Genomic DNA, 25,559 nt, shown 5'->3' with positions numbered 1-25,559 from the left:
ATTAGACTTTAAAGTTATTACAAATCTGAATTACTTTTTCAGCATCTTTCATGCTTAATGTAGGACCCATAGGTAAACTCATCACTTCAGCATGAATTTGTTCAGATACAGGATAACTTAAATCATTCCATTCTTTATAAGCCTGTTGCTTGTGAGGTGGAATAGGATAATGAATTAAAGTTTGTACACCATGTTCAGCCAAGTACTTTTGTAAAGCCTCGCGATGCTCAGTACGAATCACAAATAAATGCCAAACGTGTTGCTGATACTCTTCAGCATTTTTCTGAGCTAAAGGTAATTTGATTAAAGGATTTACTATATGCTGCAAATATAATTGCGCAATTTTACGGCGATGAGCTATTTCTTGATCTAAATATTTTAATTTAATATCTAGCATGGCAGCTTGAATTTCATCAAGACGACTATTTACACCAGGTACTAAATTTTTATATTTCTCATGAGAACCATAATTACGAAGAGCACGTAACATTTGTGCAAGCTCTTCATTATTAGTGGTTACAGCACCAGCGTCCCCTAATGCACCTAAATTTTTACCAGGATAGAAACTGAAACCAGAAGCATCTCCCCAGTTTCCAGCTTTTATTCCACTAATTTCAGCACTATGTGATTGAGCTGAATCTTCTAAAACCAGTAGATTATATTTATTTGCAATTGCCATGATTGCAGGCATTTCTGCTAATTGTCCATATAAATGAACAGGTAAGATTACTTTCGTTTTTGGAGTAATTGCAGCTTCAATCTTGCTTGGATCGATATTATAAGTATTAATATCCGGCTCAACTAAAACTGGAGTTAGGTTATTTGCAGTGATTGCTAAAATACTCGCAATGTATGTATTTGACGGGACGATTACTTCATCACCATCATTTAGTTTCCCCAACTCTTTCCATGCTCGAAGAGTAAGAATCAAGGCATCTAAACCATTTGCAACCCCAATTGCAAATTTTACGCCACAATATTCCGCAAAGTTTTGTTCAAATTGAGCTAGCTCATTTCCGCCTATGTACCAGCCAGAGTCTATGACACGAGTACAAGCCTCAATGAGTTCTGCACGATATTGACTATTTATATTTTTTAAATCTAAGAAAGGAATCATTATTTCACATAGCCTTTAATAATTGCAGGATTTCCTACTACAATTGCATTTTCCGGAACATCTTTAGTTACTACTGCGCCAGCACCAACCAATGCATTTCGACCAATTCTTATACCTGGTAAAATGGTAGCATTAGCCCCTATACTAGCTCCCTGCTCTACTATCGTTTTGGCAAAACTTTCAGGATACTGCTTAGAGCGTGGTTTCTTATCATTAGTAAAAGCAACACATGGACCAATAAAAACATTATCTTCTAACGTAATACCATCCCAGATATAAACTCCTGATTTTACAGTAACATTATTACCAATTAAGACATCATTTTCGATTAAAGTATGGGCACAAATATTACATCCATTGCCAATAATTGCATCTTTTAATATAACGCTATATTGCCAAACCCTTGTATTTTTTCCGATTCTTTCCGAATGTACATCCGATAGCGGATGAATAAATGGGCGATTCACTGCAATTAAAAAATCATCATAATTTCGAATGTAATCACTTTCATCATAATGCTCACTTGCTAGTACTAATAAGATGCAATCTTCTGAGAAATCATGCATCTCATGCCAAACAAATGGAGGAATCATTAGGCCTTTATTGGCTTGTTCTAACCATACCTCTTGTTTATCAATACCATTATCCATAAGCATTCTGCACTTCCCTCTTATACAGAATGCAACTTGCTGTAGCTCTTTATGTGCATGAAACCCGCGTGGTATTTCTGGTTTTGCATCAAAAATATAATAAATACGATTCACTTCAAAAGGAATATTTTTACTAGCCTCAGCAACAACTAAGCCACCGCGCTCATCACCTAAATTCGGTAAATCAATCCAACTAATTAAATTCATATTTCATTCACCAAAGATACAAGATATTGACCATAATCATTTTTACTCATACTTTGGCCAATTTCTAACACTTGAGCTTTCGTCAACCAACCATTATGAAGTGCAATTTCTTCGAGACACGCCACTTTATAACCTTGACGTTTTTCAATGGTTTCAACAAACTGTGCCGCTTCAAGCAAGCTTGCATGTGTTCCTGTATCCAACCAAGCAAAACCGCGTCCAAGTAACTCAACATTGAGATCACCACGGTCTAGATACATCTGGTTCACTGTCGTAATCTCAAGTTCACCACGATCTGATGGTTTTACTTGTTTTGCAATTTTCACTACATCATTATCGTAAAAATAAAGTCCTGTAACCGCAAAATTCGATTTTGGATGTTTTGGTTTTTCTTCTAATGAAACTGCTCGTTTTTGCTCATCAAACTCAACAACACCAAAACGTTCAGGATCTTTGACTTGATAACCAAATACGGTTGCACCCTTTTGACGGGCCACAGCTTGGCGTAGCATCGGTGTAAAACCTTGACCATAGAAAATATTGTCGCCAAGTACTAAACAGACATTACTTTCGCCAATAAACTTTTCGCCAATAATAAATGCTTGAGCTAAACCATCTGGACTTGGTTGAATCGCATAACTTAATTCAACACCAAATTGTGAACCATCACCCAATAATCGCTTAAAGCCATCAATATCGTCTGGCGTACTGATAATAAGAACTTCACGAATACCAGCCAACATCAAAACAGACAATGGATAATAAACCATTGGCTTATCGTAAATTGGTAACAGTTGTTTTGAAACGCCTTTTGTGATCGGATACAAACGTGTCCCAGAACCACCTGCTAAAATTATACCTTTTGTACTCATTATGCACTTACACCTAATCTTTCTCTTTGGTAACTGCCATCTTGTACCCGGCGGCACCACTCTAAATTATTTAAATACCACTCAACAGTCTTTCTAATGCCTGTTTCAAATGTTTCCTCAGGCTTCCAGCCTAAATCTTTTGCAATTTTTGAGGCATCAATTGCATATCGTAAATCATGTCCTGGACGATCTTTTACGAAAGTGATTAATGTCTCATAAGGTTGATGATTATTTTGTGGTTTTAATTCATCTAAAATTTTACAAATTGTTTTCACGACTTCTATATTTTGTTTTTCATTATGACCACCAATATTATAGGTTTCTCCAACTTTACCTTCAGTCACAACTTTATATAAAGCTTTGGCATGATCTTCCACATACAACCAATCACGGATCTGATCACCTTTACCATAAATCGGTAAAGCCTTACCATCCAGCGCATTTAAGATCACCAATGGAATGAGCTTTTCTGGAAAGTGGTATGGACCATAATTGTTTGAACAATTCGTTACTATCGTTGGTAAACCATATGTTCTATGCCAAGCACGAACTAAATGATCGGAACTTGCTTTACTTGCTGAATACGGCGAACTTGGCGCATATGATGTCGTTTCAGTGAATAAATCTGTTGTACCTTCTAAATCACCATAAACCTCATCTGTTGAAATATGATGAAATTTAAAAGAGGCTTTCTTTTCTTCATTTAATTGTAGCCAGTACTTACGTGCAACCTCTAATAATGTATAAGTACCCACAATATTTGTTGTAATAAACTCAGCGGGACCATCAATAGAACGATCAACATGAGACTCGGCTGCTAGATGCATCACAGCATCCGGTTGGAAAATTTTAAAAATTTCTGTTAAACGCTCACTATCACAAATGTCAACTTGTGCAAATTGATATCGTGGATTCATATCAATTTCAGACAATGATTCTAAATTGCCTGCATATGTTAATTTATCTATATTTAATACTTCATCTTGAGTATTTTTTATAATATTTCTAATGACAGCAGAACCAATAAAACCTGCACCACCAGTGACTAAAATTTTCATAAAATTCCTATGCTAATAACTAGTAATTTTTACAGTCGAATATCACTTTGTTCTTTATCCAAAACATATTTTAAGTCATATAAAACATGTTTCTCTTTGCCTAGTGCAATGAGCTCTTGACTCGACATTGCTTTAAACTGATCATGAGCAACAGCAATAACTATTGCATCATAATGATCTTGCTTTAATTCTGTAACTGGAGCTAAGCCATACTCGCCTTCAACTTCGGCACTATCCACCCAAGGATCGTAAATATCAAGATCTAAATCGTATTCCTTTAGTGCTTTCACCATATCTACAATTTTGGTGTTCCGGATATCAGGGCAGTTTTCTTTAAAACTCAAACCTAAAATTAATATACGAGCACCTACCACTTGTATGCGCTGCTTTACCATTTCTTTGATTAATTGGGTTGCAACATATTCACCCATACGATCATTTAAACGACGAGCTGCCAAAATAATTTCTGGATGTAAACCAATTGACTCTGCTTTATGCGTTAAATAATACGGATCAACACCAATACAATGACCACCAACTAAACCTGGTCTAAAGTTTAAGAAATTCCATTTTGTGCCTGCAGCTTTAAGTACATCTTCAGTATCAATACCCATTTTATTAAAAATAAGAGCCAGTTCATTGATCAATGCAATATTGACATCTCTTTGTGTATTTTCAATGACTTTTGCAGCCTCAGCTACTTTTATAGTTGGTGCTTTATGAGTGCCCGCTTCAATGATTAGTTTATAAACTTGATCAACATAATCAGCTACTAACGGTGTTGAACCTGATGTAATTTTTAAAATATTGGTTACGCGTCGCTGTTTATCACCCGGATTAATACGTTCAGGGCTATAACCTACAAAGAAATCTTGATTAAATGTTAATCCTGAATATTTTTCTAATTCAGGTATGCACACTTCTTCTGTCGCACCAGGATAAACGGTTGACTCATAAACAACGGTATCACCTTTTTTTAATACTTTAGCTATACTTTGCGATGCTTTTATGAGAGGAGACAAATCCGGTTGTTTAAAATCATCAATTGGAGTTGGTACAGTAACTATAAAGAAATTTGAATTTTTTAAATCATTGATATCTGCAGTGTATGAGAGATGTTCTACTTGTTTTAGCTCATCTGATGTGACTTCTAATGTATGGTCATAGCCACTTTGTAACTCTCGTATCCGTTGCGGGTTTATATCAAAGCCTATTGTAGGTTTATGTTTACCAAATTCAACCGCTAAAGGCAGCCCAACATACCCTAAGCCGATAATTGATATTTTTAATTGTTCGAGTTGAAACATATATAAAACCTAACCATTTAGATCTAAATGGACAAACATCATGGATACGACCTACTACGATAATATAGCAGACTTTAAACAAAAATTTCTTGAAATATACAATCTGCGCTTAGCAAATAAAGTATGATTTGGGTTAATTATAGACTACAATCCAATATCTTCATGCAAAGTATCATTGGATTACAAACAATAAAGGGTTTGAATGTGAAGCATCAGAGCACATTATTATTTTTAGCCATTTCACTTTCGTTTACAGGATGTGCAGTCACCTCAGGCTTACAAACTTACGACTTACCCGAACAAGGGAACTTTAAAACAGCTCAGGGAGCGGAAGTTTCTGTTGTTCAACTCACCCAAAACAATATTCCACAGATTAGCTCTGAGGCTTTGCGTCCGCAAGGAAATGTAAGTGCTCTATTTAATACTTCTTTTTATCAATATCGTTTAAGTCCTGGGGATGTCTTATCTATTCAACTTTGGGCATATCCTGAAATTACTCCCCCTATTCAAGGTTCTCCTAGTGATATTAGAGCTTTTGGATATCCAATTGATTCTACAGGAAATGTTCAACTACCACTTGTAGGGCAAGTTCATATAGCAGGAAAAACACTTACAGAGACTAATAAATATTTACGTAATCAATTTGCTAAATATTTAAAAACGCCTGACGTAGTCGTTCGAGTCTTATCTTATCAGGCAAAACGCTACTTTGTTAATGGCCAAGTTATGAAAAGTGGTCAATATACCTTAGATGATCAACCGATTAGTATTTATACTGCCTTAAGTATGGCAGGCGGTGTAAATCAAGAGTCTGGTGACAATACTGATATTCAGCTTATTCGTAATGGCGAAGTTTATAACTTAAATGTTGTTGCACTTGAAAAACAAGGCTATTCACTACACAAATTGTTAGTACAACCTAATGATACAATTTATGTAAATACCAAACAAAATCAAAAACTTTACGTTATGGGGGAATCTAATAAAAGCTCAGCAATTCCATTACGAGATCAGGGGATGACACTAAGTGATGTATTAGGTGAAAGTGAAGGAGTTAACCCATATTCTGCAAGCGCTGCCCGTATTTATGTCATGCGGACAGATTTACAAACAAAAAAATCAACAATTTATCAGCTCAACTTAAGTAGTCTCGGTAACCTTGCATTATCTAATCAATTTCAAATGCAAAAAAATGATATTGTGTATATCGATGCAACTGGTTTAACACGCTGGCAGCGTATCATGAACCAGATTGTACCGTTCTCAAGTGCACTGTATACCTTTGATCAATTGGGTAAAAACTAGCATGCAGTTACAAAACATCTTAGTAGTCTGTGTCGGTAATATTTGCCGCAGCCCAATGGCAGAGTACTTTTTAAAGGCCCAGCATCCTACATTAAATATCTCATCTGCTGGTATTTCAGCCCTAGTAGGTCATACTGCAGATGACAAAGCTATTCATTGTATGGATCAGTTGAATATTGATATGAGACCACACAGGGCTCGTCAGCTCAGCGCTGAATTGATTAAACAAAATGATTTGATTTTGGTAATGAGCAATAATCAGCAAAAGCATATTGAACAAACTTGGCCATTTGCTAAGGGTAAAATTTTTAGGCTTGGCCATTGGCAAGGGCAAAATATACCTGACCCCTATCAGCATGACCAAGCTTTTTTTGATCAGACTTGCCGCAACATTCAAAGCTATGTGCAAGATTGGCGCACTCAATTATAATTGTATATTAGTTGTAAATTTATGAACCAAAACTCTAAAACTAACGAAGATAGCATCGATTTAAAAGAGTTATTCTTTTCATTGATTGCCCAGTGGAAAATCATAGCATGTTGCGTGGTCTTAAGTTTAATTTGTGCCTTGCTATATTTGCGGATAACTCCTGATACTTACTCTGTAGATGCAATGGTACAAGTTGAAGACAGTAAAGGTGCTGCCTCTGCTGCTCTACTTGGAGATCTTTCTAAAGTCAGTGGAGGTCTATCTCAAAAATCACCTGCTGATCCAGAAATAGAGATTCTTCATTCTAGAATGGTTTTAGGGCAGGTCATTCAGAATCTTAATCTTGATATTAACATCAAAGATAACCAATCAGGATTGATTGATAAGTTAATTTCACAAGATAAAAGTAGACTTGAGTATCGTCATGAATCTGTACTGTACAGTAATCAAAATGATAATTTGATGATACGAGAACTTAAAGTACCTGAATATTATTTAGATAAACCTTTAAAGTTAGAGTTCAAAGGAACAAATCAATTTACTTTAACCTACAAAGATCAAGTTGTATTTAATGGTCAATTAAACAAGAAAAATATACTAAATACAGATAGAGGTCTTTGGCAGCTACAACTTAGCGCTCAAGGTAATTTGAAAGAACAAAGCTATACTTTAACTAAACTTGCTCTACCAACAGCTGTTAAAAATTTTAATGATATCTATAGTGTTGCTGAAAAAGGTAAAGTGACCGGTGTTATTGGTTTAAATTATCTAGGCCAAGATCCAGAGCATATTACCCAAGTACTCAATAACGTTCTAAATGTTTATCATCAACAAAATATTGAACGAAAATCTCTAGAAACCAAGCAAACACTAGCTTTCCTTGAGAAACAATTACCACTTCTTAGAAAGCAGCTAGAAGATTCTGAAATCAAATTTAACCAATTCCGTGAAAAATATAAAACGGTAGATGTGAATGCCGAATCTGAACTGTTACTTAAACAAAACATTGACCTTGAAAAACTCAAGATCGAATTACAACAAAAACAAGCCGAGCTTTCAGCTAAATATACAAATGATCATCCACTAATCCGTCAAATTGATGCTCAAATTGCAGAGATTAATAAAAAGATTGCTGATCTTAATAATCGTTTAACTCAACTTCCTGAGACCCAACGTTTATATTTACAGCTCTATCGTGATGTAAAAGTCAATACTGAGCTATATACATCGTTACTCAACTCTTATCAACAGCTTAAAATTGCGAATGCAGGTGAGATTGGTAATGTCCGCATTATTGATACTGCTGTAGAACCTGTTAAACCGATTAAACCTAAAAAATTGATTGTTCTAATACTTTCTATTTTTGTTGGTGGTTTTATCGGTGTATTAATTGCATTACTACGCAATATGATGCGTAGCGGAGTTAATGATTCAACTCAAATTGAAAATGAATTAGATCTTCCGGTTTATGCAACTGTACCTCGCTCTCCTATTCAAGAGACTCGTATGAGTATTTTGAAAAAGAAAAAGAGTATTCCTATTCTAGCGGTTAAAAGTAGCGATGATATTGCGATTGAAAGTTTGCGTAGTATTCGTACTGCCATTCACTTCGCTTTAACCTCAGCAAAAAATAATATTATTATGATTGCAGGCCCGTCTCCGGAAGTTGGTAAATCGTTTATTTCAACGAACTTAGCGACTATTTTCGCCCAAGGGAATAAACGCGTATTATTGATTGATGCTGATATGCGTCGCGGTTATATGCATAAATACTTCGATGTTGACGTAAAACCTGGTCTTTCTGAATTACTAAGTGGCCAAGCTGACTTGACACAAGTTTTACATAAAACGCAAGTTGCGAATCTCGACGTGATTACCCGTGGTAAGAGTCCAACCAACCCTTCAGAAATGTTGAGTTCTACACAGTTCAAAGATTTACTAGAGAAGTTCCAAACTCAATATGACCATATCATTATTGATACTCCACCAGTACTTGCAGTAACTGACGGTATTATTATTTCTCAATACACTGGTGTGAACTTAATTGTTGCTCGTTATGCTAAGTCTCATATGAAAGAGCTTGAGTTAACAGTTAATCGTTTTGAACAAGCTGGCGTTAAAGTGAATGGCTTTATCCTTAATGATATTCAACGCTCTAGCGGCGGTGGTTATGGCTATAACTATGCTTATGCATATAAAGCACAAAAAGAAGATTAATTAAGAGTTTTCTTAAAAAAGCCGGATCATTGGATCCGGCTTTTTTATTTGATTTTTTAAGTTTTACCAAATTAAAACTAACTAAAATATATAAAAAAACCACTCGTTTTTTTTGTTAAACATTCTATGCTTAAGTCGAAGCATGCTAAGATCGAAGCAGCCTTTTAGACTCAAATGATTATTTTTGGAACCCTTTATGAGTAAAGCCTTACCCATTGCTGTCGCTGTAGTTTTAGGCGGTGCTGCACTTGTACCTGTATATTATGCAACTCAACATCCGACCACAGAAGTCGGACGTAAAGCAGATAAAAATGCTTCTCCAATTCAAAAAATCAGTTATGTGCTTGGGTATGAAGTTGCACAACAAACTCCTCCTGAATTGGACACTAAATCATTTGTTCAAGGGATCCATGATGCTCGAAGCAAACAGCCAAGCGCTTATACTCAAGAAGATTTAAAAGCAGCTGTTGCAGCTTATGAAAAAGAGTTACAACAAAAAATGCAGCACCAAGATAAACCTGAGCAAGCAGGTACAGCTACTGATTCTGCAGATGCACAATTCCTTGCTGAAAACAAAACTAAAGCTGGGGTAAAAACTACCGCATCAGGCTTGCAATATATCATTACTAAAGAAGGTACTGGTAAGCAGCCAACAGCTCAGTCAGTTGTTAAAGTACATTATGAAGGTCGTTTAATTAACGGTCAGGTTTTCGATAGTTCTTATAAACGTGGTCAGCCAGTTGAGTTCCCACTTAATCAGGTTATTCCAGGTTGGACCGAAGGTCTTCAACTCATGAAGGAAGGCGGAAAAGCGACTTTCTTTATTCCATCAAATCTTGCCTATGGTCCACAAGAACTTCCAGGGATCCCGGCAAACAGTACACTGATTTTTGATGTTGAACTCATTTCAGTGAAATAATAACAATCCAGGAGAGTCGTTATACTCTCCTGTTTTTTTGGAAAATGGCATGAAAAAAATCAGTTTGGTTATTGCTGCATCGACAATGAGTTTATCTGTTTTGGCTGCTGCACCGATAACAAATAAAAGCCCAGCAAAGGATCAGTTTAGCTATAGTTATGGCTACTTAATGGGTCGTAATAATACGGATGCTTTAACAGATTTAAATCTTGATATCTTTTATCAAGGTCTTCAAGAAGGTGCACAGAAGAAAAGTGCTCGTTTGACAGACGAAGAAATGGCTAAAGCAATCAATGAGTATAAAAAAACTTTAGAAGCTAAGCAGTTAGTCGAATTTCAAAAATTAGGTCAACAAAATGCTCAAGCTGGTGCCGCATTCCTTGCAGAGAATGCTAAAAAATCTGGAGTGATTACGACCAAATCTGGCTTGCAGTATCAGGTATTAAAAGAGGGCTCTGGTAAAGCTCCTAAAGCTACCTCTCATGTAAAAGTTAACTATGAAGGTCGTTTACTCGATGGGACTGTTTTTGATAGCTCAATCGCACGTAATCATCCTGTCGACTTCCAATTAAATCAAGTCATTGCTGGTTGGACAGAAGGTTTACAAACGATGAAAGAAGGTGGTAAAACCCGTTTCTTCATTCCGGCTAAACTCGCTTATGGTGAGGTCGGTGCTGGCGACAGTATTGGTCCAAATAGTACTTTAATTTTTGATATTGAATTGCTACAAGTTTTACCAAAATAAGTTTTTTAAGATATAAAAAAAGCGATCATTTAAGATCGCTTTTTTTATTTTAGTGTTTTAAATCTCTCGGCCTAAAACCAGTAATCAGCAAACCAATTAAGTAAGCAATCACACCAACTATGCATAGGCCCGCAACCTCAACAACACGAACCCACTGAGAAAGCTCACCGTTGTACCAATTTAACCCAAACCAAAGTGCTGCAATCATGGCAAGGTTTGCTAAACCATATTGAAGTATCAGTTTTTTCCAATGTGAGCCAAATCGGAAAATATTGCGCTTATGTAGATAGAAGTAGAGTAAGCCAGCATTCACCAAAGCTGAACCAGAAGATGCCAGTGCAAGCGCCATATGCTCAGCCTGCCAATTGATCAGTTTAAAGAATCCAATAAATACAACGTTTAAAATTGCATTTGCGGCAACAGACATTAAACCCACACGAACTGGTGTTTTAGTATCTTGCTGAGCATAGAAACCTGGTGCAAATACTTTAATTAACATAAAGGAAATTACACCAGCACTCATACATTGCAAAGCAAGCGCTGTCATTTGCGTATCGCGTAGGTCAAACTCACCACGTTGGAATAAAGCCTGAATAATTGGTGTAGAAAGCATAAATAAAGCGATACTTGCAGGTAAACCCACTAACACAATAACTCTTGCTGCCCAGTCAATCATGCCACGGAACTTTTCCTGATCTTGCTCAGCATGTCGTGCTGAAAGCGAAGGTAAAATTACGGTACCAATCGCAACACCAATCAAGCCTAGGGGTAGCTCAGTCATACGCTCAGCACTGTAGAGCCAAGAGACAGAACCATCTTGCATGAAAGATGCCCAAATCGTATTTAATAACAGGTTAATCTGAGTCACAGACACACCAAATAATGCTGGGAGCATTAATTTTAGAATACGCTCTACACCTTCATGTTTAAAATCAACTTTAGGTGGAATCAGTAGGTTTTTACGCCATAACTCAGGAATTTGTACAGCTAGTTGTAAAACACCTGCTGCAACAACCGACCACCCTAATGCTTTAATAGGTTCAGCCATATACGGCGTAAGCCACCATGCGCCTGCAATCATTGCGACATTGAGCAAAACAGGTGAAAAGGCTGGTGACGCAAAAGAACCATAACTGTTTAAGATACTGCTGGCAAAAGCAGTCAGTGACATAAACATTAAATATGGAATGGTCAGACGGAACATGCTGACAGCTAAATCGAACTTTTCAGGGTCATTATGGAACCCCGGCGCATACATATAAATGATTGCCGGTGCTAAAACCATAGCCACGAAAGTGAGTAAGGTCATGACCGTAAGCAAACAACCAAATACACGACTAATCAGGATTTGTACTTCAGCATGTGCTCGGCCTGTTTTATATTCGGTCAGTACCGGAATAAAAGCCTGTGAGAAAGCTCCCTCGGCAAACAGCCTCCGAAAGAAGTTGGGAATACGAAAAGCCACAACGAAGGTATCGAAATCTTTACCCGCACCAAACACGTTGAGTAATACGACATCCCGTACCAACCCCAACACACGTGACAACATCGTCATTGCACTGACAATAAAAGTCGATCGCCACAATGCCATCGTACTCACCTACAGCTATATATTCGAAAGTCGCTATTGTAATGAAACTAGAAAATCTTTTCGTTGTGAAATGATGAATGAACTCAAGTTTTTTTCTGTGCCAACAACTGTCTAAAGTGCTGCCACTTAAAATAAGGTCCTGGATCAGTTTTTCGGCCTGGTGCGATGTCCGAATGCCCTGCAATATGGTTTTTAATTTCTGGATAAGCTTGGCGAATAGTACTAACCACATCGGTTAGTACGCTGTACTGTACTTCTTCAAAAGGCAAGTCATCACTTCCTTCAAGCTCAATACCGATTGAATAATCATTACATTCAACCTTACCTAAATAACTCGAACGCCCTGCATGCCATGCACGATCATTAAAATTAACAAACTGTAGGACTTCACCTGTTCGTAAAATTAACAGATGCGTAGAGACTTGCATCCCTTCAATAGTTTGAAAATAAGGATGAACTGACCAATCTAATTTATTTTGAAAAAACTGCTCAATGTATCCGCCTCCAAATTGAGACGGCGGCAAACTAATATTATGAACCACAATCATTTGAATTTCGGTACCAGTCGGACGCTGATTAAAATTTGGAGAAGGAACTTGCCTCGCCCCTTTTAATTGTCCATCTATAACTTCATAAGGTGTGATTTGCTTCATTGATATGCCAATAAATTGCTTTCCAATTGTTTTAGTTTAAATCAGTTATCTACTTTTCAAAGTAGTCAACACGATTGTTTATCGCGATTAATCTTACAAAACAGCTTATTTTTAAAGTCGACGATGCTAATATATCGCAAGTTTTAGTGTCATCGACAAAATGGAAATCGTATGAGCATACCTCAGTCTTTGCTTGAACAGTCAATTCAAATCAATATTCAACAAGCATTACAAGAAGATATTGGGGACGGTGACATTACTGCCATGCTCACACCAGAAGATGAACAGGCTACCGCAACGATCATTAGCCGTGAAGATATGGTTTTAGCTGGACAACCGTGGGTAAATGCACTCATCTCAGCTTATGACAACACGGTACAGGTGACTTGGTTAAAACAAGAAGGTGACCGGGTAGCTGCAAATGAAGCCTTTTTAAAGCTTGCAGGTTCTGCACGTAGCTTACTTACTGTAGAGCGCCCTGCTTTAAACTTTATTCAAACTTTGTCTGCAGTTGCAACAAAAACGGCTGAATATGTTCAACATCTTGAAGGTTTAAATACAAAACTTCTTGATACACGTAAAACCTTACCGGGCTTACGTATTGCACAAAAATATGCTGTAGCTGTTGGTGGCGGACAAAATCACCGCCTTGGTTTATTTGATGCATTCTTAATTAAAGAAAATCATATTATGGCAGCGGGTGGTATTGGCCAAGCGATTGCCCAAGCACACCAAATTGCACCAGGCAAACCTGTTGAAGTCGAAGTTGAAACGTGGGATGAACTCAACCAAGCGCTTGAAGCAGGTGCGGATATTGTTATGCTCGATAACTTTAGTCAGCAACAAATGATTGATGCAGTCAAACATGTAGCTGGTCGTTGTAAACTCGAAGCTTCTGGTAATATCACCATTGAAAACTTACGCGAAGTAGCGACTACTGGAGTCGACTATATTTCTATGGGTGTGTTGACTAAAGATGTCAAAGCCGTTGATTTATCAATGCGTTTTAATGCTTAAATAAAATCCACATCATTATTGGTTTGTTTCTGCGACTTGGTCATGTCTGCCGCTTGTGTTTTCTGCCATGCTGACTGAGTCGCCTGCGCCCCGTTATCTCGTGGGTCGGCAGCCATTAAGACAAATGTAATAACTGCTAATAATACAATAAAACCTTGTAGCATAAATTTTCCCCATCACTTTTAAAAAATTAGAGTTCCAAGGTAAAAGATAAATATGACCAAGCTTGGGAGATTCTGTTACAAAAGGTAAGTCTTTATTTTTATTCTTCCTCTACACAACAAGATATTACCCTCTCTTCCTTTATATTTCCCAACTTTAGATTGTGCTAGGTGTCATCTGCAACCTGAGCAAGACAAAGCGATTATAGCTTTGTCGAAGCGCAAGAATGTTATTAAGGCAACTGTTGTCTTTAAGTACGCAATAAAGATTAATTAATCTTTATTGCGTACTTTACTTTAGGCGAAACCAAAGTAACGAATTAGCTACTTCCACTGGATGAATAAACGATAAGACTCCGTCGTGCTAGCTAATTTAAAATAAATTATTAACTCAAAACGTCAGCTTAATCATTCATCCATTACAGCAACTCAAGACTCTAAATAACCCATATATGGGTCAGAAATTGAATCTTCTTGAGTTTCTATACGCCCTGCAAAACGACGACTAAACGTAGCATCATCGGCTAAAGTCACCGTAAAGTCATACCAACCACCAAATTCAGACATATCCCAAACCAGTTCTTTTTCCGAACTATTCGTCTCGATCATCCATGTCTTATTTGGAAGATAAGCATTTGCTTTGACGTTAAGCTTGACTGACTTATTACCATCGTGGCGAACCTTCAAATATAAATTCGCATCACACTCCTCCACACACACTCTAATTTCCGGTAGTGCTTGCGTCTGGTTGGCTTGGTTTAGATCTCCTTTAAATGCACGGTGGAAACCATTTGGTCCAAGTACCCACAAGTCATACTGCCCAGTTGGAGCATTCCATACATCATCAAGCTGTTTACCCATCTCAACCATATAACGACGAGGAGCTACCGTAAGATCTAATCGGTTATACACATGGAAAACTGCTGCCTGTTTACCCGTATTTGAGAACATTAGTTTTACGGTTTTTTGTGCTGCATCAACTTTAGCACTGGTATGCAAAATATAAGGTAAAGCACGTGAAGGTCTAATCCCCATTTCTTGCTGAGGAAATTGCTGCTGACTCGGTACGGGAACTTGTGGCAACAAAGCTTGAGCAACACGAATCGCATCGGCTTCAGCTTTTGTTTTCTTCCCGTCTAATTGGGCTATAGGCATGAGATTTGGTGTTTTAAAATTAAATGCCGTCGTTAAATCACCACATACGGCACGGCGGTATGGGCTAATATTCGGCTCTTGCACACCAAAGCGTTTTTCTAAAAACTGTAAAATAGAAGTATGGTCAAAGACTTGCGAATTTACCCAACCTCCACGGCTCCATGGTGAAATCACATACATAGGGACACGCACACCCGGTCCATACACTCGACCATCTGGTTTAGGTTGAGATTTGGAGGTCGCTACTGCAGGATGGTTAAAGTACTCATACGATATTTGCTGATCGGTTAAAGTCGTTTTTCCGTATACAACACCATTTGCATCTTTAGATGGCGCACTCGGTGAAGGAGTATGATCAAAGAAACCATCATTCTCATCAAAATTCACCAATAAAACAGTTTGGCTCCACAACTCAGCGTTTTCAGTTAAAGCATTTAATACTTCCTGAATATACCAAGCGCCCTGTACAGGACTAGATGGCCCAGGGTGCTCACTATAATTTGCTGGAGCAACTAACCAACTCACTTGCGGTAATTTACCTTGCGCAATATCTGCTTTAAAAGTTCCTAGAAAACCACCATCTGGCATGGTATTGGCAATACCTTTATAAAGTGGTTGTGTCGCATCGATTTTTTCATCGTATGCTGGACACGTCAGTGTGTCATTGCTGACAGGTTGTCCAGATTGCTCATTTGCACGGCGATACTGTTTGAAACCAGCTAATGGGTTATCTGTAAAGTTATCTGGCATGTTTTGATAAACTTTCCATGTCACGCCAGCCTGCTGTAAGCGCTCAGGATAAGTTGTCCATTCATAACCTTCTGTTGATGGGCCAATTCCATCAAACTCATTTACGACACTAGCCACGCCTGCACCTGTAGGACCATTAGTGCCTGTCCAGATAAACTTACGGTTTGGATTGGTTCCTGCATGCATAGCGCAGTGGTAGGCATCACAAATGGTAAAAGCGTTGGCTAAAGCAAACTGATATTCAACTTCTTGTTTTTTGTAGTAGCCCATAGATTGCGGCTTTTTATAAGCCACCCAATCACTCATTCGACCATTATCCCAAGCAGCTTGGCCATCTGACCATGAGTGAGGTGTTCCTGAAACGCGCTGAGCATTTCCTAAACGGCTATCTAAATGGTAAGGCAGTACTTTATTTTTCTTAGCATCGTATTGCTCCCATACCTTTCGCCCTTCCGTCATTGGAATGGTAAAGCGGTCACCAAAACCACGTACTCCTTTTAATGTTCCGAAGTAATTATCGAAAGAACGGTTTTCCTGAGTCAAAATGACAATATGCTTAACATCTTGAATAGTTCCATTTTCAACCTTGGCATCAATTGCTAGTGCTTTTTGAATACTCAGCGGGAAACTCGCCAAAGCAGCGGTCCCAAACATGGTTTTTGTAGAATTTAAAAGAAATTCGCGACGATTCATTTTTTCATCCTTAATTTTTATTATGGCGCACAGTGCATTTTGCAATTACTGGTTGGCGGTGTTGTTGACGATGAATTATCTGACTTGTTGTCATCGTTACAAGCACTGAGCATAAGTGCTAAAGATGTAATAAATAAAAGTGAAAGTTTTCGCATCATTTTTTTCCAAACGGTTTAAATGCGAACTACTAATAAAGTGAAAAAGTGACAGCCTAGTGATGTTTTTATGTCGATTTGATGAAGGCATAAAAAAACGCATCCGAAGATGCGTCTTTTAGAAAACGTAAAATTACCAGCCTAAAGCTTCTTGTTGCTTTTTAATCAGCTCGGCAATGCCCTTTTCTGCCATTTCTAACATGGCATTACTTTGTACGCGGGTAAACGGTTTATCTTCGGCTGTACCTTGAATTTCAATAAACTCACCCGCTTGTGTCATCACTACGTTTAAGTCAGTTTGACAGTTCGAATCTTCTTCATAGCAAAGATCAAGAAGTACTTCGTCTTGATAGATACCTACAGAAATTGCAGCAACTAATCCTTTAAGCGGATCATGCTTAATTTTCTTCTGAGCAAGTAGAACATTCATGGCATCAACCAACGCTACAGCAGCACCAGTGATTGAAGCAGTACGTGTACCACCATCAGCCTGAATAACGTCGCAGTCGATCGTAATCGTGTTTTCACCAAGCTTTTTCAAATCAACCATAGCACGTAAGCTACGACCAATGAGGCGTTGGATTTCTTGAGTACGGCCAGTTTGTTTACCACGAGCAGCTTCACGGTCACAACGTGAGTGTGTTGAACGCGGCAACATACCATATTCTGCTGTTACCCAGCCTTGGCCTTGGCCTTTTAAAAAGCGTGGCACTGAGTTATCAATGCTTGCAGTACAAAGGACTTTGGTGTGACCAAATTCGACCAGCACAGAACCTTCAGCATAACGGGTGTAGTTTCGTGTAATTTTCACTTCACGTAATTGGTCTAATGCACGTTGGTCAATACGCATAATCCTTCCTAACTTCTCTTAAATACAAACTTGGGCATAGTATAGCAAAGGATTTTGACAGGTTGAGTTTATTCCCTACTTTCAAATGTAAGTCTGCAATTTTCACACCTCAAAAATAAAAATAGCCCCTAAGAAGGAGCTATTTTGAAATCATTTAGATTATGCAAATTTGAATTTTGCTTTTAACTTTTCCAATGTGTGCATCACTTTTCCAGTGGTATGGTTTGGCAGTGAACATTTCGCCAAACGTACCCATACACTCCAGAACTGACGCATAAAGTTCGCTTCATTGTAGTTAATGCCATATTCTGCACAGAGTGCTTTAATCTTTGGTGCAACTTCTTTATAACGGTTAGCTGGCATGTCCGGAAACAAATGGTGCTCAATCTGATGGCTTAAGTTACCACTCATAAAGTGCAACCATTCTGTACCACTAAAATTACTTGAACCACGAATCTGGCGTAAATACCACTCCGCCTTGGTTTCAGTGTCGGTATTATCAGGCTCAAAAGTTTCTGCATCTTCAGTAAAGTGACCATTAAAAATCACGGCAGATGACCATAAGTTACGAATAATGTTGGCAACTACATTTCCTGCAAAAACTGGTAAAAACATAGGGCCAGAAATCACAGGGAAAAACACATAGTCTTTTAAAACTTGGCGTGTTGCTTTTTTACGGACTTTAGTCGAATCTTTCCAAACCTGTTTCCAGCTCTTAGTTTTATAAACTAATGCATCTTCAAGATGTAAATTTTGTACACCTACATACCACTCAAAGAAAAACATTAACTGTAGACCGAGTGGAATATTAAACAGGTGGCGAGGCTCCCACTTTTGTTGGTCACTTACTCGCAAAAGACCATAACCGACATCATGGTCTTTACCCACAATATTGGTATAGGTGTGATGTACGTAGTTATGTGTTTCACGCCAGTCATCACCAGAGGCAATAGTATCCCAATCGTAAGTATTGCCGTTCAGGCTTGGTTCATTTAACCAGTCAAACTGACCATGCATAACATTATGGCCAAGCTCCATGTTTTCTACAATTTTAGAGATACCTAATAAACCTGTACCTATTAGCCATACAGGTGGAATCCAACCACCAAACATCAACATGCCACGTGATGCAATTTCGGTGTAGCGAACAAAATTACGTACTTTGTAGATATATTTTGCATCTTGCTCACCAAGAGTTTGCATAACATCTTGACGAATCTGCTCAACACGGCGGCCAAACTCCTCTGTCTGTTCCGGTGTTAAATGAGCAGATTTAGAAACAGTAGAAAATTCTAATGCCATATTCATAGGGTTAATCCTCTGTAATTCTTTTTATAGATCAATCGTGACTGGGCTTAATGCCTGGCTCACGCATAGTTTAATTGGACGGTTCGGTTGGTCTTCAATTTCACCGGTTAACAGGTTTTGAGTAACTCCGCTCACTTTGGTACAGCTGCATTTATTGCAAACACCCATACGGCAACCGTGCTGCGGACGTAGTCCTGCTTGCTCGGCACTACTCAATAAATTTGTTTCAGCTAAAAACTCATGCTGTGCACGGCGGAAAATAACAGGCTGTGCTGCATGTGTACCAGTCACTTGAAGTGGCTGGAAATATTCTTGATGAAGCTGCGACTGAGCACCTTTTTGAGCATAAATTTCATTTGCCTGCTGCATCATGCCGTGATGACCACACACATAGGTTGCGGTCTGCTCGAAATTGGGAACCAGCTTTTGAAGTAAGCTTTCAGTTAAATGCTGTTTTTGATCAGTGGTATTAAAAAAATGATATTGAAGCTGTGGGTGCTGTTCTGCCAAAGCTTTTAATTCAGCATGGAAAATTTCAGCACGATTAAAATAAATCACATGAATTTGTTCAAGCTGCTGTTTCAAAGCTTGCTGCAAGAGTGAATAAATTGCAGTAATGCCACTCCCTGAAGCAATTAAAATTGCAGGTTGCGGGCCTTGATGCAAAGTAAAATCACCTTGTGGCTGTGAAATCTCAATACACTCGCCCACATGTAATCGTTGAGCTGCACGAGATACTAAGCCCTGTACTTTAATACCTAAAGCGATCTCACCTTGCGCTGTTACGTCAATAATCGAGTAACTACGCTGTTGGTAAACGCCCTCGATAAGCAAAGTCAGTAAAATACTTTGACCTGCACGAACCTGATCGAAATTAAAATTACGATTCGGTTTAAGCTTGATAAGCACCATATCAGTATGAAGTGGCTGAACAGTGGTAACTTCTGCAAGTACCCTTTTCCATGCCCAAGACACGTTAATTTTTTGCAAAATAAAATCAACGAAATCTTCTCGAACCCAATGCGGCTGATAGTTAAGTGTTGCGTTCATACGTTCCTCTTTTGTTTCTGGCTATTTATTTGAGTGAACACATGTTCGTATAGTGAACATATGTACACTATATTTATAAGTGTTCACTCAGTCAACACTTGTTCACTATTTTTTTTATGAAAGTTTGCTCTTTTTTGTTAGACTTTGGCTCACGGTTTAAATAGGTTCTTTTAATGTCGATACGGGATGAACGAAAACAGCAAAGTCGTCAGGCACTCCTTGATGCAGCCTTGCATCTGAGCACGTCTGGGCGTTCGTTCAGTAGTATCAGTTTGCGTGAAGTTGCACGTGAAGTTGGATTGGTACCGACAGCGTTTTATCGCCATTTTCAAGACATGGATGAACTCGGTAAAGAACTGGTCGACCAAGTCGCGCTGCATTTAAAAAGCGTTTTACATCAACTCGGTCAAAGTTATTTACAGCACAAATCTGCAAAAACCCAAACCAGCATTGAGCTATTTGTACAGGCTGTTAACCATAGCCCTAAGCAGTGGCAATTTATGATTTCGGAACGTTGGGGTGGCTCGGAAACCGTTCGTGCAGCCATTGCCAGAGAAATTGAATTTCTGATTGAAGATTTAACGACAGACCTGACTAAGCTCGAGAATTTTAAACATATTCAAAATCCTCAAGACTTAAATGTGTTGTCTACCATTTTGACCAACATGTCATTTACATGGGCAATGACATGGCTCAACCTCGCTAAACAATATCAAGGTGAGCAACTTAAACAGCAACAAACTGCCTTTATTGAAAATGCATCTACACAAGTTCGCTTACTGTTTAGAGGTATTGCTAACTGGGAACGGTAAAACTGGCAAATGACAAAAAACAGGTTATGTGTTAATACGTAAAGAGTGAAAGAAAAAGGCTAAAATTTCGAGAAAAGTCTTTTTCTTTTTACAGGAAGTAAACTATTCGTTAGGCCAAACTGGTGCGGGAATACCTATGAATCTTGATCGTCATACACAGTTTTTGCTGCGCAAAGAAAAAATTCTAAGCGTTGCAGAAAAATTGTTATTAGAAAACAATCAGGAAATTACTCTAGATGAATTAGTGGCCGAGCTAGATATTGCCAAGGGTACGCTTTATAAGCACTTTAGAAGTAAAAATGAACTTCTACTTGAACTCATTATTCAAAACGAAAAACAAATTTTAGAAATTTCTCAAAAATATAATACTGATTTCAAAGAATATGCTCCCCGTTACATGCTCCACCATTTGCTCACACCGGGCAAAACGATTCTATTGCATCAACTTGAAGAAAACCTGACCATGACAGAGTCTAAGTTGAAGCATCTTTTTGAAGAGCTTTATGAAATTCGTCAGCAACGTATTCTAGCAATTAAAGATATTACAGAAAGTTATTTAAAATCATTAAATTATGACATGTCGATTCGTGACTATTTATCTTATATCTGGTCTCTGACTTATGGCGCATCACTGCTTTTAAATTCTACTTATTATCAGCGTTCGATTGGTTCACGCCAGAAACTCATTAATTTATATATTAATCAGGCGTTATCACTGCCGACCCAAACCACCAATTTTGATGCTTTAAATTTCCAGATTGAAGATGAAAATCATCAAAATTAATTGAATTATTTCGTGATGATTAACTTAAATACAGATTTAAAACTCATTTAAGTTTTCATAAAAAAGGACTTCTATTGAAGTCCCTTTTTTAAGGCAATACATCTTATTTTACCTTACGTTCTTTCTCAATTAAGTAGTTAAGTACTTGAGTAACTTTACCATCTTCACCCTGTACAACATATTTACCATTTACGACCACAGCAGGAACACCTGTCAATTGGTACTGTTGAGCAAGTTTATTTGACTCAGCAACTTTTGCAGTTACTGCAAATGAATTGTAAGTGCTGTTAAATTTCTCTTCAGGCACGCCATAACGTGTGAAGAATTTAGCCGCAGAAGCCTGATCAAAAATCTGCTGACCATTCACCTGAATCGCATGGAATAATGGTAAATGCGTGCGCTTACGTACACCTAATGCCTCAGATGTATAATAAGTACGTGCCCCTTGTTCCCATACTTTGTTCATTGCAGCTGGTGTACGTACGAAACGTATATCACTCGGCGCCTGTTTTAACCACGCTTGCATATGTGGTTCAAGTTTAAAACAGTGCGGACAGCCATACCAAAAGAACTCACGTACTTCGATTTTCCCCGGTACTTCCACTTTGCCTGGATTGGCAATCACGGTGTAGTCTTTACCAGCAACGAAATCTGCTGCCATGGCACTACCCGATACGGCCATAATTGCTGCACTCAAAGCACCCAAAACCAATTTTTTCATTGTTACAGCTTTTCCTCTAAGTTGTTATGCATTAGCTTATGCCCTAAATATAAAACAAATATGCTAAATTCGTTTTGCTTCTGTGAAGTTTTTTATTGGGTTTATCGCTTTTTTCCCAATAATCGCTACACTAACGGCGAACTACATCCAAAAAGATAACTCAAGTTTAGAGGTAGCACCATGTCGCAATTGAATGTTGATTTACAAGAAATCGCAAAATTTGAAGCTCTTGCTGCCAAATGGTGGGATCAACATTCTGAATTTCGCCCACTCCATCAGATTAACCCATTACGTTTAAACTGGATTGATGAGCGTGCTGGCGGCCTTGCTGGTAAAAAAGTTCTCGATGTTGGCTGTGGTGGCGGTATCTTGGCCGAGAGTATGGCACGCCGCGGAGCAAATGTGCTCGGCATTGATATGGGCGAAGCACCTTTGGCAGTGGGCCGTTTGCATGCAGAACAAGAGAATGTTCAAAATATTGAATATCGCCAAATTCCTGTTGAAGAATTAGCACAAGAACAAGCAGGCCAATACGATGTAGTGACTTGCATGGAAATGATGGAACACGTTCCAGACCCTGCATCTATCGTTAAAGCTTGTCAGGCTTTAGTTAAGCCAGGCGGCCATGTGTTCTTCTCAACCATCAACCGTAATCCAAAATCTTATTTATTTGCCATTATTGGCGCCGAATATGTGCTACGAATGCTTCCAAAAGGTACGCATGATTATCATAAATTTATTCGACCATCTGAAATGGCACATGACATTCGTAATGCAGGTCTGAGCTTAAAAGAAATGACTGGCTTACACTATAACCCGATTACCAAGCGTTATTGGTTAGCGCCAAATGTTGATGTTAACTATATGGTTCATACCGTAAAGACAGGTGCATGATGAAAGCTGTTTTATTTGATTTAGACGGCACGCTCATCGACACGGCTGCCGACTTTATCCGTATTATTCAACAAATGTGTCGTGATGCAAGACGCCCTGTAGTTGATGCAGACCTCATCCGTACTCAGGTTTCTGAGGGCGCGCGCGCCATGGTCAAATTGGTCTATCCGGAACTCGATGTAGCCAATCCAATTTTCTTGGCGCATCGACAAAACTTTTTAGATATTTACGGCAATAATATTGTCGTCGATACAGACCTGTTTGAAGGGATGTATCCACTTCTAGAAGAGTTAGAAGCTCAGCAAATTCCGTGGGGTATTGTGACCAATAAACCACGCGGTTTAAGTGAATCTCTTTTAGAAAAGTTAAAGCTGACTGAACGCTGTGCAGTTTTAGTATGCCCAGAAGATGTTTCTAAAACTAAACCAGATCCGGAACCGATGTATTTAGCTGCAAAACAGTTAAATATTCCAGCAAATGAAATTATTTATGTGGGTGACCATCCACGTGATATTGATGCTGGTCGCAATGCCGAGATGTATACAATCTTGGCAGCATACGGTTATTTACCTATCGAACATCGTGATGATTTAGTTGCTTGGCAAGCCGATTCGATTGTAAATACGGTGACAGAATTACACGAGATGTTACGTCAAAAGCTTCCTGCTCTACAGGAAAATCAGCGTATGATAAGTTAACACAAGAGTTTTACAGGCTTTTTTAACGGTTATTTAATCAATATAAAAAGAAGGAGGTTTACCAATGAAATATTCAGAATATCAGCCTCGTCCAGATCTACTCAAAGATCGAATTATTTTAATCACCGGTGCAGGTGATGGAATTGGGCGAGCTGCGGCCCTCAGTTATGCTTTACATGGTGCAACTGTGGTCTTACATGGTAGAACCTTAAATAAACTTGAAGTCATTTATGATGAAATTGAAGGTTTAGGCGCACCTCAACCTGCAATTTTGCCCTTACAGCTTTCGAGTGCTTCTGATCGCGATTATGATTTTTTAGTGAACACGCTTGAAAAGCAATTTGGCCGTTTAGATGGTATTTTGCACAATGCAGGCATTTTAGGTGACCGAGTAGAACTGGCACATTATCCGGCAGAGGTATGGGATGATGTGATGTCAGTCAATTTACGTGCGCCATTTGCCCTGACTCAAGCGTTACTACCGCTTTTACAAAAATCAGATAACGCTTCTGTTGTATTTACTAGCTCTGGCGTAGGCCGAGAAGCTCGAGCACTCTGGGGCGCTTATTCAGTGTCTAAAGTCGCGATTGAAGCGGTGAGCAAAATCTTTGCAGCGGAACATACTTATCCTAATATCCGCTTTAACTGCATTAATCCAGGGGCAACACGTACAGCAATGCGTGCAAAAGCCTATCCTGAAGAAGATCCAAAAACATTATTAACACCAGAGGCAATTATGCCGGCTTATCTTTATTTAATGGGTGAAGATAGTTTGGCACTCAATGGTCAGAGTATCGATGCTCAGGATTAAATAATTACAGATGAAAAGCTAAAATAAATTACAGCCGATCATCACATCTGGCTTGGCTATACCTGAAAAGATATATACAAGCCTTTTTTATTATTGATAAAAACTCTGGATCTATCCGTAATTTTAATTGAAGCAGTAAATGATCTTCACAGTTTCTCTGCATTTTGCGCGTACAGTATTCACCATGAGAGACATCAGATGTAAACGAGGATGCATCATGAAAAAGTTGTTCACGACCTTAACCCTTTGCATAACTGTACTGACAACCAGTATGGCAAGCTTTGCCGATCCTCCTTTTGAACGAGGACATGGTCAAAAAGGTCCGAAAGGTGGACCCCGTGGTGAGTGGAATGATCGTGGGCATAAATTTGACCGTGACAACGATGAAGATCATTTTCGCGATGAACGCCGTATGCGTGAAGAGCGTGGTTTTGAACGTCTTAAACAACATCGTTGGCAGCCGGGCTATGTCATGCCACAGCATTATCGCGGCAATGGTTATAAGGTTGACTATAAAGACAGCAACTTGCCTAAACCAGACCGTAACCAACAATGGTACAAAATCAACAATGATTATATTTTAGTCGACACAGACTCTAACAGTATTGTTAGTATTCGTGGATTATAAG

At 38.5% G+C, this 25,559-nt stretch carries 25 protein-coding genes; 12 read left to right on the top strand and 13 right to left on the bottom strand.

The annotated features are described in order from the left end of the window. Position 1 precedes the first annotated feature (1 nt). The 5 genes from ABLB96_RS03005 to tviB are packed head-to-tail and all read right to left on the bottom strand — an operon-like array spanning position 2 to position 5,211. Positions 2-1,117: a DegT/DnrJ/EryC1/StrS family aminotransferase gene (locus tag ABLB96_RS03005; RefSeq protein ID WP_348897251.1), complete on the bottom strand. Its 1,116-nt coding sequence runs from the start codon at positions 1,115-1,117 to the stop codon at positions 2-4. Further along, a complete protein-coding gene (locus ABLB96_RS03000; protein WP_348897253.1) occupies positions 1,117-1,974 on the bottom strand; it encodes a WxcM-like domain-containing protein in 858 nt (285 codons plus the stop codon). The genes ABLB96_RS03005 and ABLB96_RS03000 overlap by 1 nt, the downstream gene beginning before the upstream one ends. Then, positions 1,971-2,846, bottom strand: a complete 876-nt coding sequence (rfbA, locus tag ABLB96_RS02995) for a glucose-1-phosphate thymidylyltransferase RfbA (RefSeq protein WP_348897254.1) — start codon at positions 2,844-2,846, stop codon at positions 1,971-1,973. Before rfbA ends, ABLB96_RS03000 begins: the two co-directional genes overlap by 4 nt. Then, on the bottom strand, positions 2,846-3,904 hold the full coding sequence (gene rfbB, locus ABLB96_RS02990) for a dTDP-glucose 4,6-dehydratase (protein ID WP_348897255.1): 1,059 nt from the start codon (positions 3,902-3,904) through the stop codon (positions 2,846-2,848). Before rfbB ends, rfbA begins: the two co-directional genes overlap by 1 nt. Before the next feature lie 29 nt (positions 3,905-3,933). Beyond that, the gene (gene tviB / locus ABLB96_RS02985; RefSeq protein WP_348897256.1) at positions 3,934-5,211 is read right to left on the bottom strand and encodes a Vi polysaccharide biosynthesis UDP-N-acetylglucosamine C-6 dehydrogenase TviB; all 1,278 of its coding nucleotides are present in this window, start codon (positions 5,209-5,211) and stop codon (positions 3,934-3,936) included. Between the two features lie 162 nt (positions 5,212-5,373). Here tviB and ABLB96_RS02980 point away from each other — a divergent pair, with 162 nt between their 5' ends. The 5 genes from ABLB96_RS02980 to ABLB96_RS02960 all read left to right on the top strand — a co-directional run bounded on the left by ABLB96_RS02980 (position 5,374) and on the right by ABLB96_RS02960 (position 10,827). Beyond that, on the top strand, positions 5,374-6,516 hold the full coding sequence (locus ABLB96_RS02980; RefSeq protein ID WP_348897257.1) for a polysaccharide biosynthesis/export family protein: 1,143 nt from the start codon (positions 5,374-5,376) through the stop codon (positions 6,514-6,516). Between the two features lies 1 nt (position 6,517). Then, positions 6,518-6,946, top strand: coding sequence for a low molecular weight protein-tyrosine-phosphatase (locus ABLB96_RS02975; RefSeq protein WP_348897258.1), 429 nt, complete (start codon positions 6,518-6,520; stop codon positions 6,944-6,946). 21 nt (positions 6,947-6,967) lie between these two features. After that, the gene (locus ABLB96_RS02970; RefSeq protein ID WP_348897259.1) at positions 6,968-9,163 is read left to right on the top strand and encodes a polysaccharide biosynthesis tyrosine autokinase; all 2,196 of its coding nucleotides are present in this window, start codon (positions 6,968-6,970) and stop codon (positions 9,161-9,163) included. 196 nt (positions 9,164-9,359) lie between these two features. Continuing rightward, positions 9,360-10,082: an FKBP-type peptidyl-prolyl cis-trans isomerase gene (locus ABLB96_RS02965; protein WP_310674583.1), complete on the top strand. Its 723-nt coding sequence runs from the start codon at positions 9,360-9,362 to the stop codon at positions 10,080-10,082. 49 nt (positions 10,083-10,131) lie between these two features. Continuing rightward, the gene (locus ABLB96_RS02960) at positions 10,132-10,827 is read left to right on the top strand and encodes an FKBP-type peptidyl-prolyl cis-trans isomerase (protein ID WP_348897260.1); all 696 of its coding nucleotides are present in this window, start codon (positions 10,132-10,134) and stop codon (positions 10,825-10,827) included. A gap of 49 nt (positions 10,828-10,876) precedes the next feature. On the opposite strand, the gene murJ is transcribed toward ABLB96_RS02960, so the two are convergent. Together murJ and ampD are read right to left on the bottom strand one after the other, a co-directional pair. After that, positions 10,877-12,427 (bottom strand): murein biosynthesis integral membrane protein MurJ, encoded by a 1,551-nt coding sequence (gene murJ, locus ABLB96_RS02955; RefSeq protein ID WP_348897261.1) that lies wholly within the window; start codon positions 12,425-12,427, stop codon positions 10,877-10,879. Positions 12,428-12,501: 74 nt separating this feature from the next. Next, the gene (ampD, locus tag ABLB96_RS02950) at positions 12,502-13,071 is read right to left on the bottom strand and encodes a 1,6-anhydro-N-acetylmuramyl-L-alanine amidase AmpD (protein ID WP_348897262.1); all 570 of its coding nucleotides are present in this window, start codon (positions 13,069-13,071) and stop codon (positions 12,502-12,504) included. Positions 13,072-13,242: 171 nt separating this feature from the next. Between ampD and nadC the strand changes: the two genes are divergently transcribed. Next, positions 13,243-14,088 (top strand): carboxylating nicotinate-nucleotide diphosphorylase, encoded by an 846-nt coding sequence (gene nadC, locus ABLB96_RS02945; RefSeq protein WP_348897263.1) that lies wholly within the window; start codon positions 13,243-13,245, stop codon positions 14,086-14,088. Here nadC and ABLB96_RS02940 read toward each other — a convergent pair. From ABLB96_RS02940 to ABLB96_RS02920, 5 genes are all read right to left on the bottom strand, one after another. Further along, positions 14,085-14,252 carry a hypothetical protein gene (locus ABLB96_RS02940; protein WP_348897264.1) on the bottom strand — a complete coding sequence of 56 codons (168 nt, stop codon included), beginning with the start codon at positions 14,250-14,252 and terminating at the stop codon, positions 14,085-14,087. The two genes, nadC and ABLB96_RS02940, sit on opposite strands and share 4 nt — an antisense overlap. Before the next feature lie 426 nt (positions 14,253-14,678). Continuing rightward, positions 14,679-16,847 (bottom strand): phosphocholine-specific phospholipase C, encoded by a 2,169-nt coding sequence (locus ABLB96_RS02935; RefSeq protein ID WP_348897266.1) that lies wholly within the window; start codon positions 16,845-16,847, stop codon positions 14,679-14,681. Between the two features lie 288 nt (positions 16,848-17,135). Continuing rightward, entirely contained in the window at positions 17,136-17,852 is a 717-nt protein-coding gene (gene rph / locus ABLB96_RS02930; protein ID WP_348897267.1) for a ribonuclease PH, read from the bottom strand. Between the two features lie 159 nt (positions 17,853-18,011). Beyond that, positions 18,012-19,154: an acyl-CoA desaturase gene (locus ABLB96_RS02925; protein WP_348897293.1), complete on the bottom strand. Its 1,143-nt coding sequence runs from the start codon at positions 19,152-19,154 to the stop codon at positions 18,012-18,014. Between the two features lie 30 nt (positions 19,155-19,184). Then, positions 19,185-20,210, bottom strand: a complete 1,026-nt coding sequence (locus ABLB96_RS02920; protein ID WP_348897268.1) for a ferredoxin reductase — start codon at positions 20,208-20,210, stop codon at positions 19,185-19,187. Between the two features lie 173 nt (positions 20,211-20,383). Between ABLB96_RS02920 and ABLB96_RS02915 the strand changes: the two genes are divergently transcribed. Then, complete coding sequence (locus ABLB96_RS02915; RefSeq protein WP_212279826.1) at positions 20,384-21,022, top strand: TetR family transcriptional regulator; 639 nt, start codon at positions 20,384-20,386, stop codon at positions 21,020-21,022. A 136-nt stretch (positions 21,023-21,158) separates the two neighbouring features. After that, positions 21,159-21,806 (top strand): TetR/AcrR family transcriptional regulator, encoded by a 648-nt coding sequence (locus tag ABLB96_RS02910; protein ID WP_212279825.1) that lies wholly within the window; start codon positions 21,159-21,161, stop codon positions 21,804-21,806. 103 nt (positions 21,807-21,909) lie between these two features. Here the strand turns inward: ABLB96_RS02910 and ABLB96_RS02905 are convergent, their stop codons facing one another. Continuing rightward, entirely contained in the window at positions 21,910-22,527 is a 618-nt protein-coding gene (locus ABLB96_RS02905; protein ID WP_348897270.1) for a thiol:disulfide interchange protein DsbA/DsbL, read from the bottom strand. Positions 22,528-22,707: 180 nt separating this feature from the next. Between ABLB96_RS02905 and ubiG the strand changes: the two genes are divergently transcribed. The 4 genes from ubiG (at position 22,708) to ABLB96_RS02885 (ending at position 25,558) form a co-directional block, all read left to right on the top strand. After that, positions 22,708-23,421 carry a bifunctional 2-polyprenyl-6-hydroxyphenol methylase/3-demethylubiquinol 3-O-methyltransferase UbiG gene (gene ubiG / locus ABLB96_RS02900; protein ID WP_348897272.1) on the top strand — a complete coding sequence of 238 codons (714 nt, stop codon included), beginning with the start codon at positions 22,708-22,710 and terminating at the stop codon, positions 23,419-23,421. Beyond that, entirely contained in the window at positions 23,418-24,119 is a 702-nt protein-coding gene (locus ABLB96_RS02895; RefSeq protein WP_348897273.1) for an HAD-IA family hydrolase, read from the top strand. Before ubiG ends, ABLB96_RS02895 begins: the two co-directional genes overlap by 4 nt. Positions 24,120-24,183: 64 nt before the next feature. Continuing rightward, positions 24,184-24,930, top strand: coding sequence for a YciK family oxidoreductase (locus tag ABLB96_RS02890; protein ID WP_348897274.1), 747 nt, complete (start codon positions 24,184-24,186; stop codon positions 24,928-24,930). A 217-nt stretch (positions 24,931-25,147) separates the two neighbouring features. Continuing rightward, complete coding sequence (locus ABLB96_RS02885; RefSeq protein WP_348897276.1) at positions 25,148-25,558, top strand: RcnB family protein; 411 nt, start codon at positions 25,148-25,150, stop codon at positions 25,556-25,558. The last annotated feature ends 1 nt before the right edge of the window (position 25,559 follow it).

Origin of the sequence: Acinetobacter sp. XH1741 (genome assembly GCF_041021895.1) — a bacterium.
GTDB lineage: Bacteria > Pseudomonadota > Gammaproteobacteria > Pseudomonadales > Moraxellaceae > Acinetobacter.
The sequence above is the reverse complement of the archived record's forward strand: the minus strand, read 5'-3'. Positions and strand labels throughout refer to the sequence as shown.

Bases quoted from the DNA above. Each gene is read 5' to 3' on its own strand.
- ABLB96_RS02970 (WP_348897259.1), top strand. From the start codon at position 6,968: ATGAACCAAAACTCTAAAACTAACGAAGATAGCATCGATTTAAAAGAG.
- ABLB96_RS02960 (WP_348897260.1), top strand. From the start codon at position 10,132: ATGAAAAAAATCAGTTTGGTTATTGCTGCATCGACAATGAGTTTATCT.
- ABLB96_RS02940 (WP_348897264.1), bottom strand. From the start codon at position 14,252: ATGCTACAAGGTTTTATTGTATTATTAGCAGTTATTACATTTGTCTTA.
- ABLB96_RS02965 (WP_310674583.1), top strand. From the start codon at position 9,360: ATGAGTAAAGCCTTACCCATTGCTGTCGCTGTAGTTTTAGGCGGTGCT.
- rfbB (WP_348897255.1), bottom strand. From the start codon at position 3,904: ATGAAAATTTTAGTCACTGGTGGTGCAGGTTTTATTGGTTCTGCTGTC.
- ABLB96_RS02905 (WP_348897270.1), bottom strand. From the start codon at position 22,527: ATGAAAAAATTGGTTTTGGGTGCTTTGAGTGCAGCAATTATGGCCGTA.
- ABLB96_RS02910 (WP_212279825.1), top strand. From the start codon at position 21,159: ATGAATCTTGATCGTCATACACAGTTTTTGCTGCGCAAAGAAAAAATT.
- ABLB96_RS02925 (WP_348897293.1), bottom strand. From the start codon at position 19,154: ATGGCATTAGAATTTTCTACTGTTTCTAAATCTGCTCATTTAACACCG.
- ABLB96_RS02980 (WP_348897257.1), top strand. From the start codon at position 5,374: ATGCAAAGTATCATTGGATTACAAACAATAAAGGGTTTGAATGTGAAG.
- rfbA (WP_348897254.1), bottom strand. From the start codon at position 2,846: ATGAGTACAAAAGGTATAATTTTAGCAGGTGGTTCTGGGACACGTTTG.
- ABLB96_RS02975 (WP_348897258.1), top strand. From the start codon at position 6,518: ATGCAGTTACAAAACATCTTAGTAGTCTGTGTCGGTAATATTTGCCGC.
- ABLB96_RS02890 (WP_348897274.1), top strand. From the start codon at position 24,184: ATGAAATATTCAGAATATCAGCCTCGTCCAGATCTACTCAAAGATCGA.
- rph (WP_348897267.1), bottom strand. From the start codon at position 17,852: ATGCGTATTGACCAACGTGCATTAGACCAATTACGTGAAGTGAAAATT.
- ABLB96_RS02920 (WP_348897268.1), bottom strand. From the start codon at position 20,210: ATGAACGCAACACTTAACTATCAGCCGCATTGGGTTCGAGAAGATTTC.
- ABLB96_RS02915 (WP_212279826.1), top strand. From the start codon at position 20,384: ATGTCGATACGGGATGAACGAAAACAGCAAAGTCGTCAGGCACTCCTT.
- tviB (WP_348897256.1), bottom strand. From the start codon at position 5,211: ATGTTTCAACTCGAACAATTAAAAATATCAATTATCGGCTTAGGGTAT.
- ABLB96_RS02895 (WP_348897273.1), top strand. From the start codon at position 23,418: ATGATGAAAGCTGTTTTATTTGATTTAGACGGCACGCTCATCGACACG.
- ABLB96_RS02885 (WP_348897276.1), top strand. From the start codon at position 25,148: ATGAAAAAGTTGTTCACGACCTTAACCCTTTGCATAACTGTACTGACA.
- nadC (WP_348897263.1), top strand. From the start codon at position 13,243: ATGAGCATACCTCAGTCTTTGCTTGAACAGTCAATTCAAATCAATATT.
- ABLB96_RS03000 (WP_348897253.1), bottom strand. From the start codon at position 1,974: ATGAATTTAATTAGTTGGATTGATTTACCGAATTTAGGTGATGAGCGC.
- ABLB96_RS03005 (WP_348897251.1), bottom strand. From the start codon at position 1,117: ATGATTCCTTTCTTAGATTTAAAAAATATAAATAGTCAATATCGTGCA.
- ampD (WP_348897262.1), bottom strand. From the start codon at position 13,071: ATGAAGCAAATCACACCTTATGAAGTTATAGATGGACAATTAAAAGGG.
- ubiG (WP_348897272.1), top strand. From the start codon at position 22,708: ATGTCGCAATTGAATGTTGATTTACAAGAAATCGCAAAATTTGAAGCT.
- ABLB96_RS02935 (WP_348897266.1), bottom strand. From the start codon at position 16,847: ATGAATCGTCGCGAATTTCTTTTAAATTCTACAAAAACCATGTTTGGG.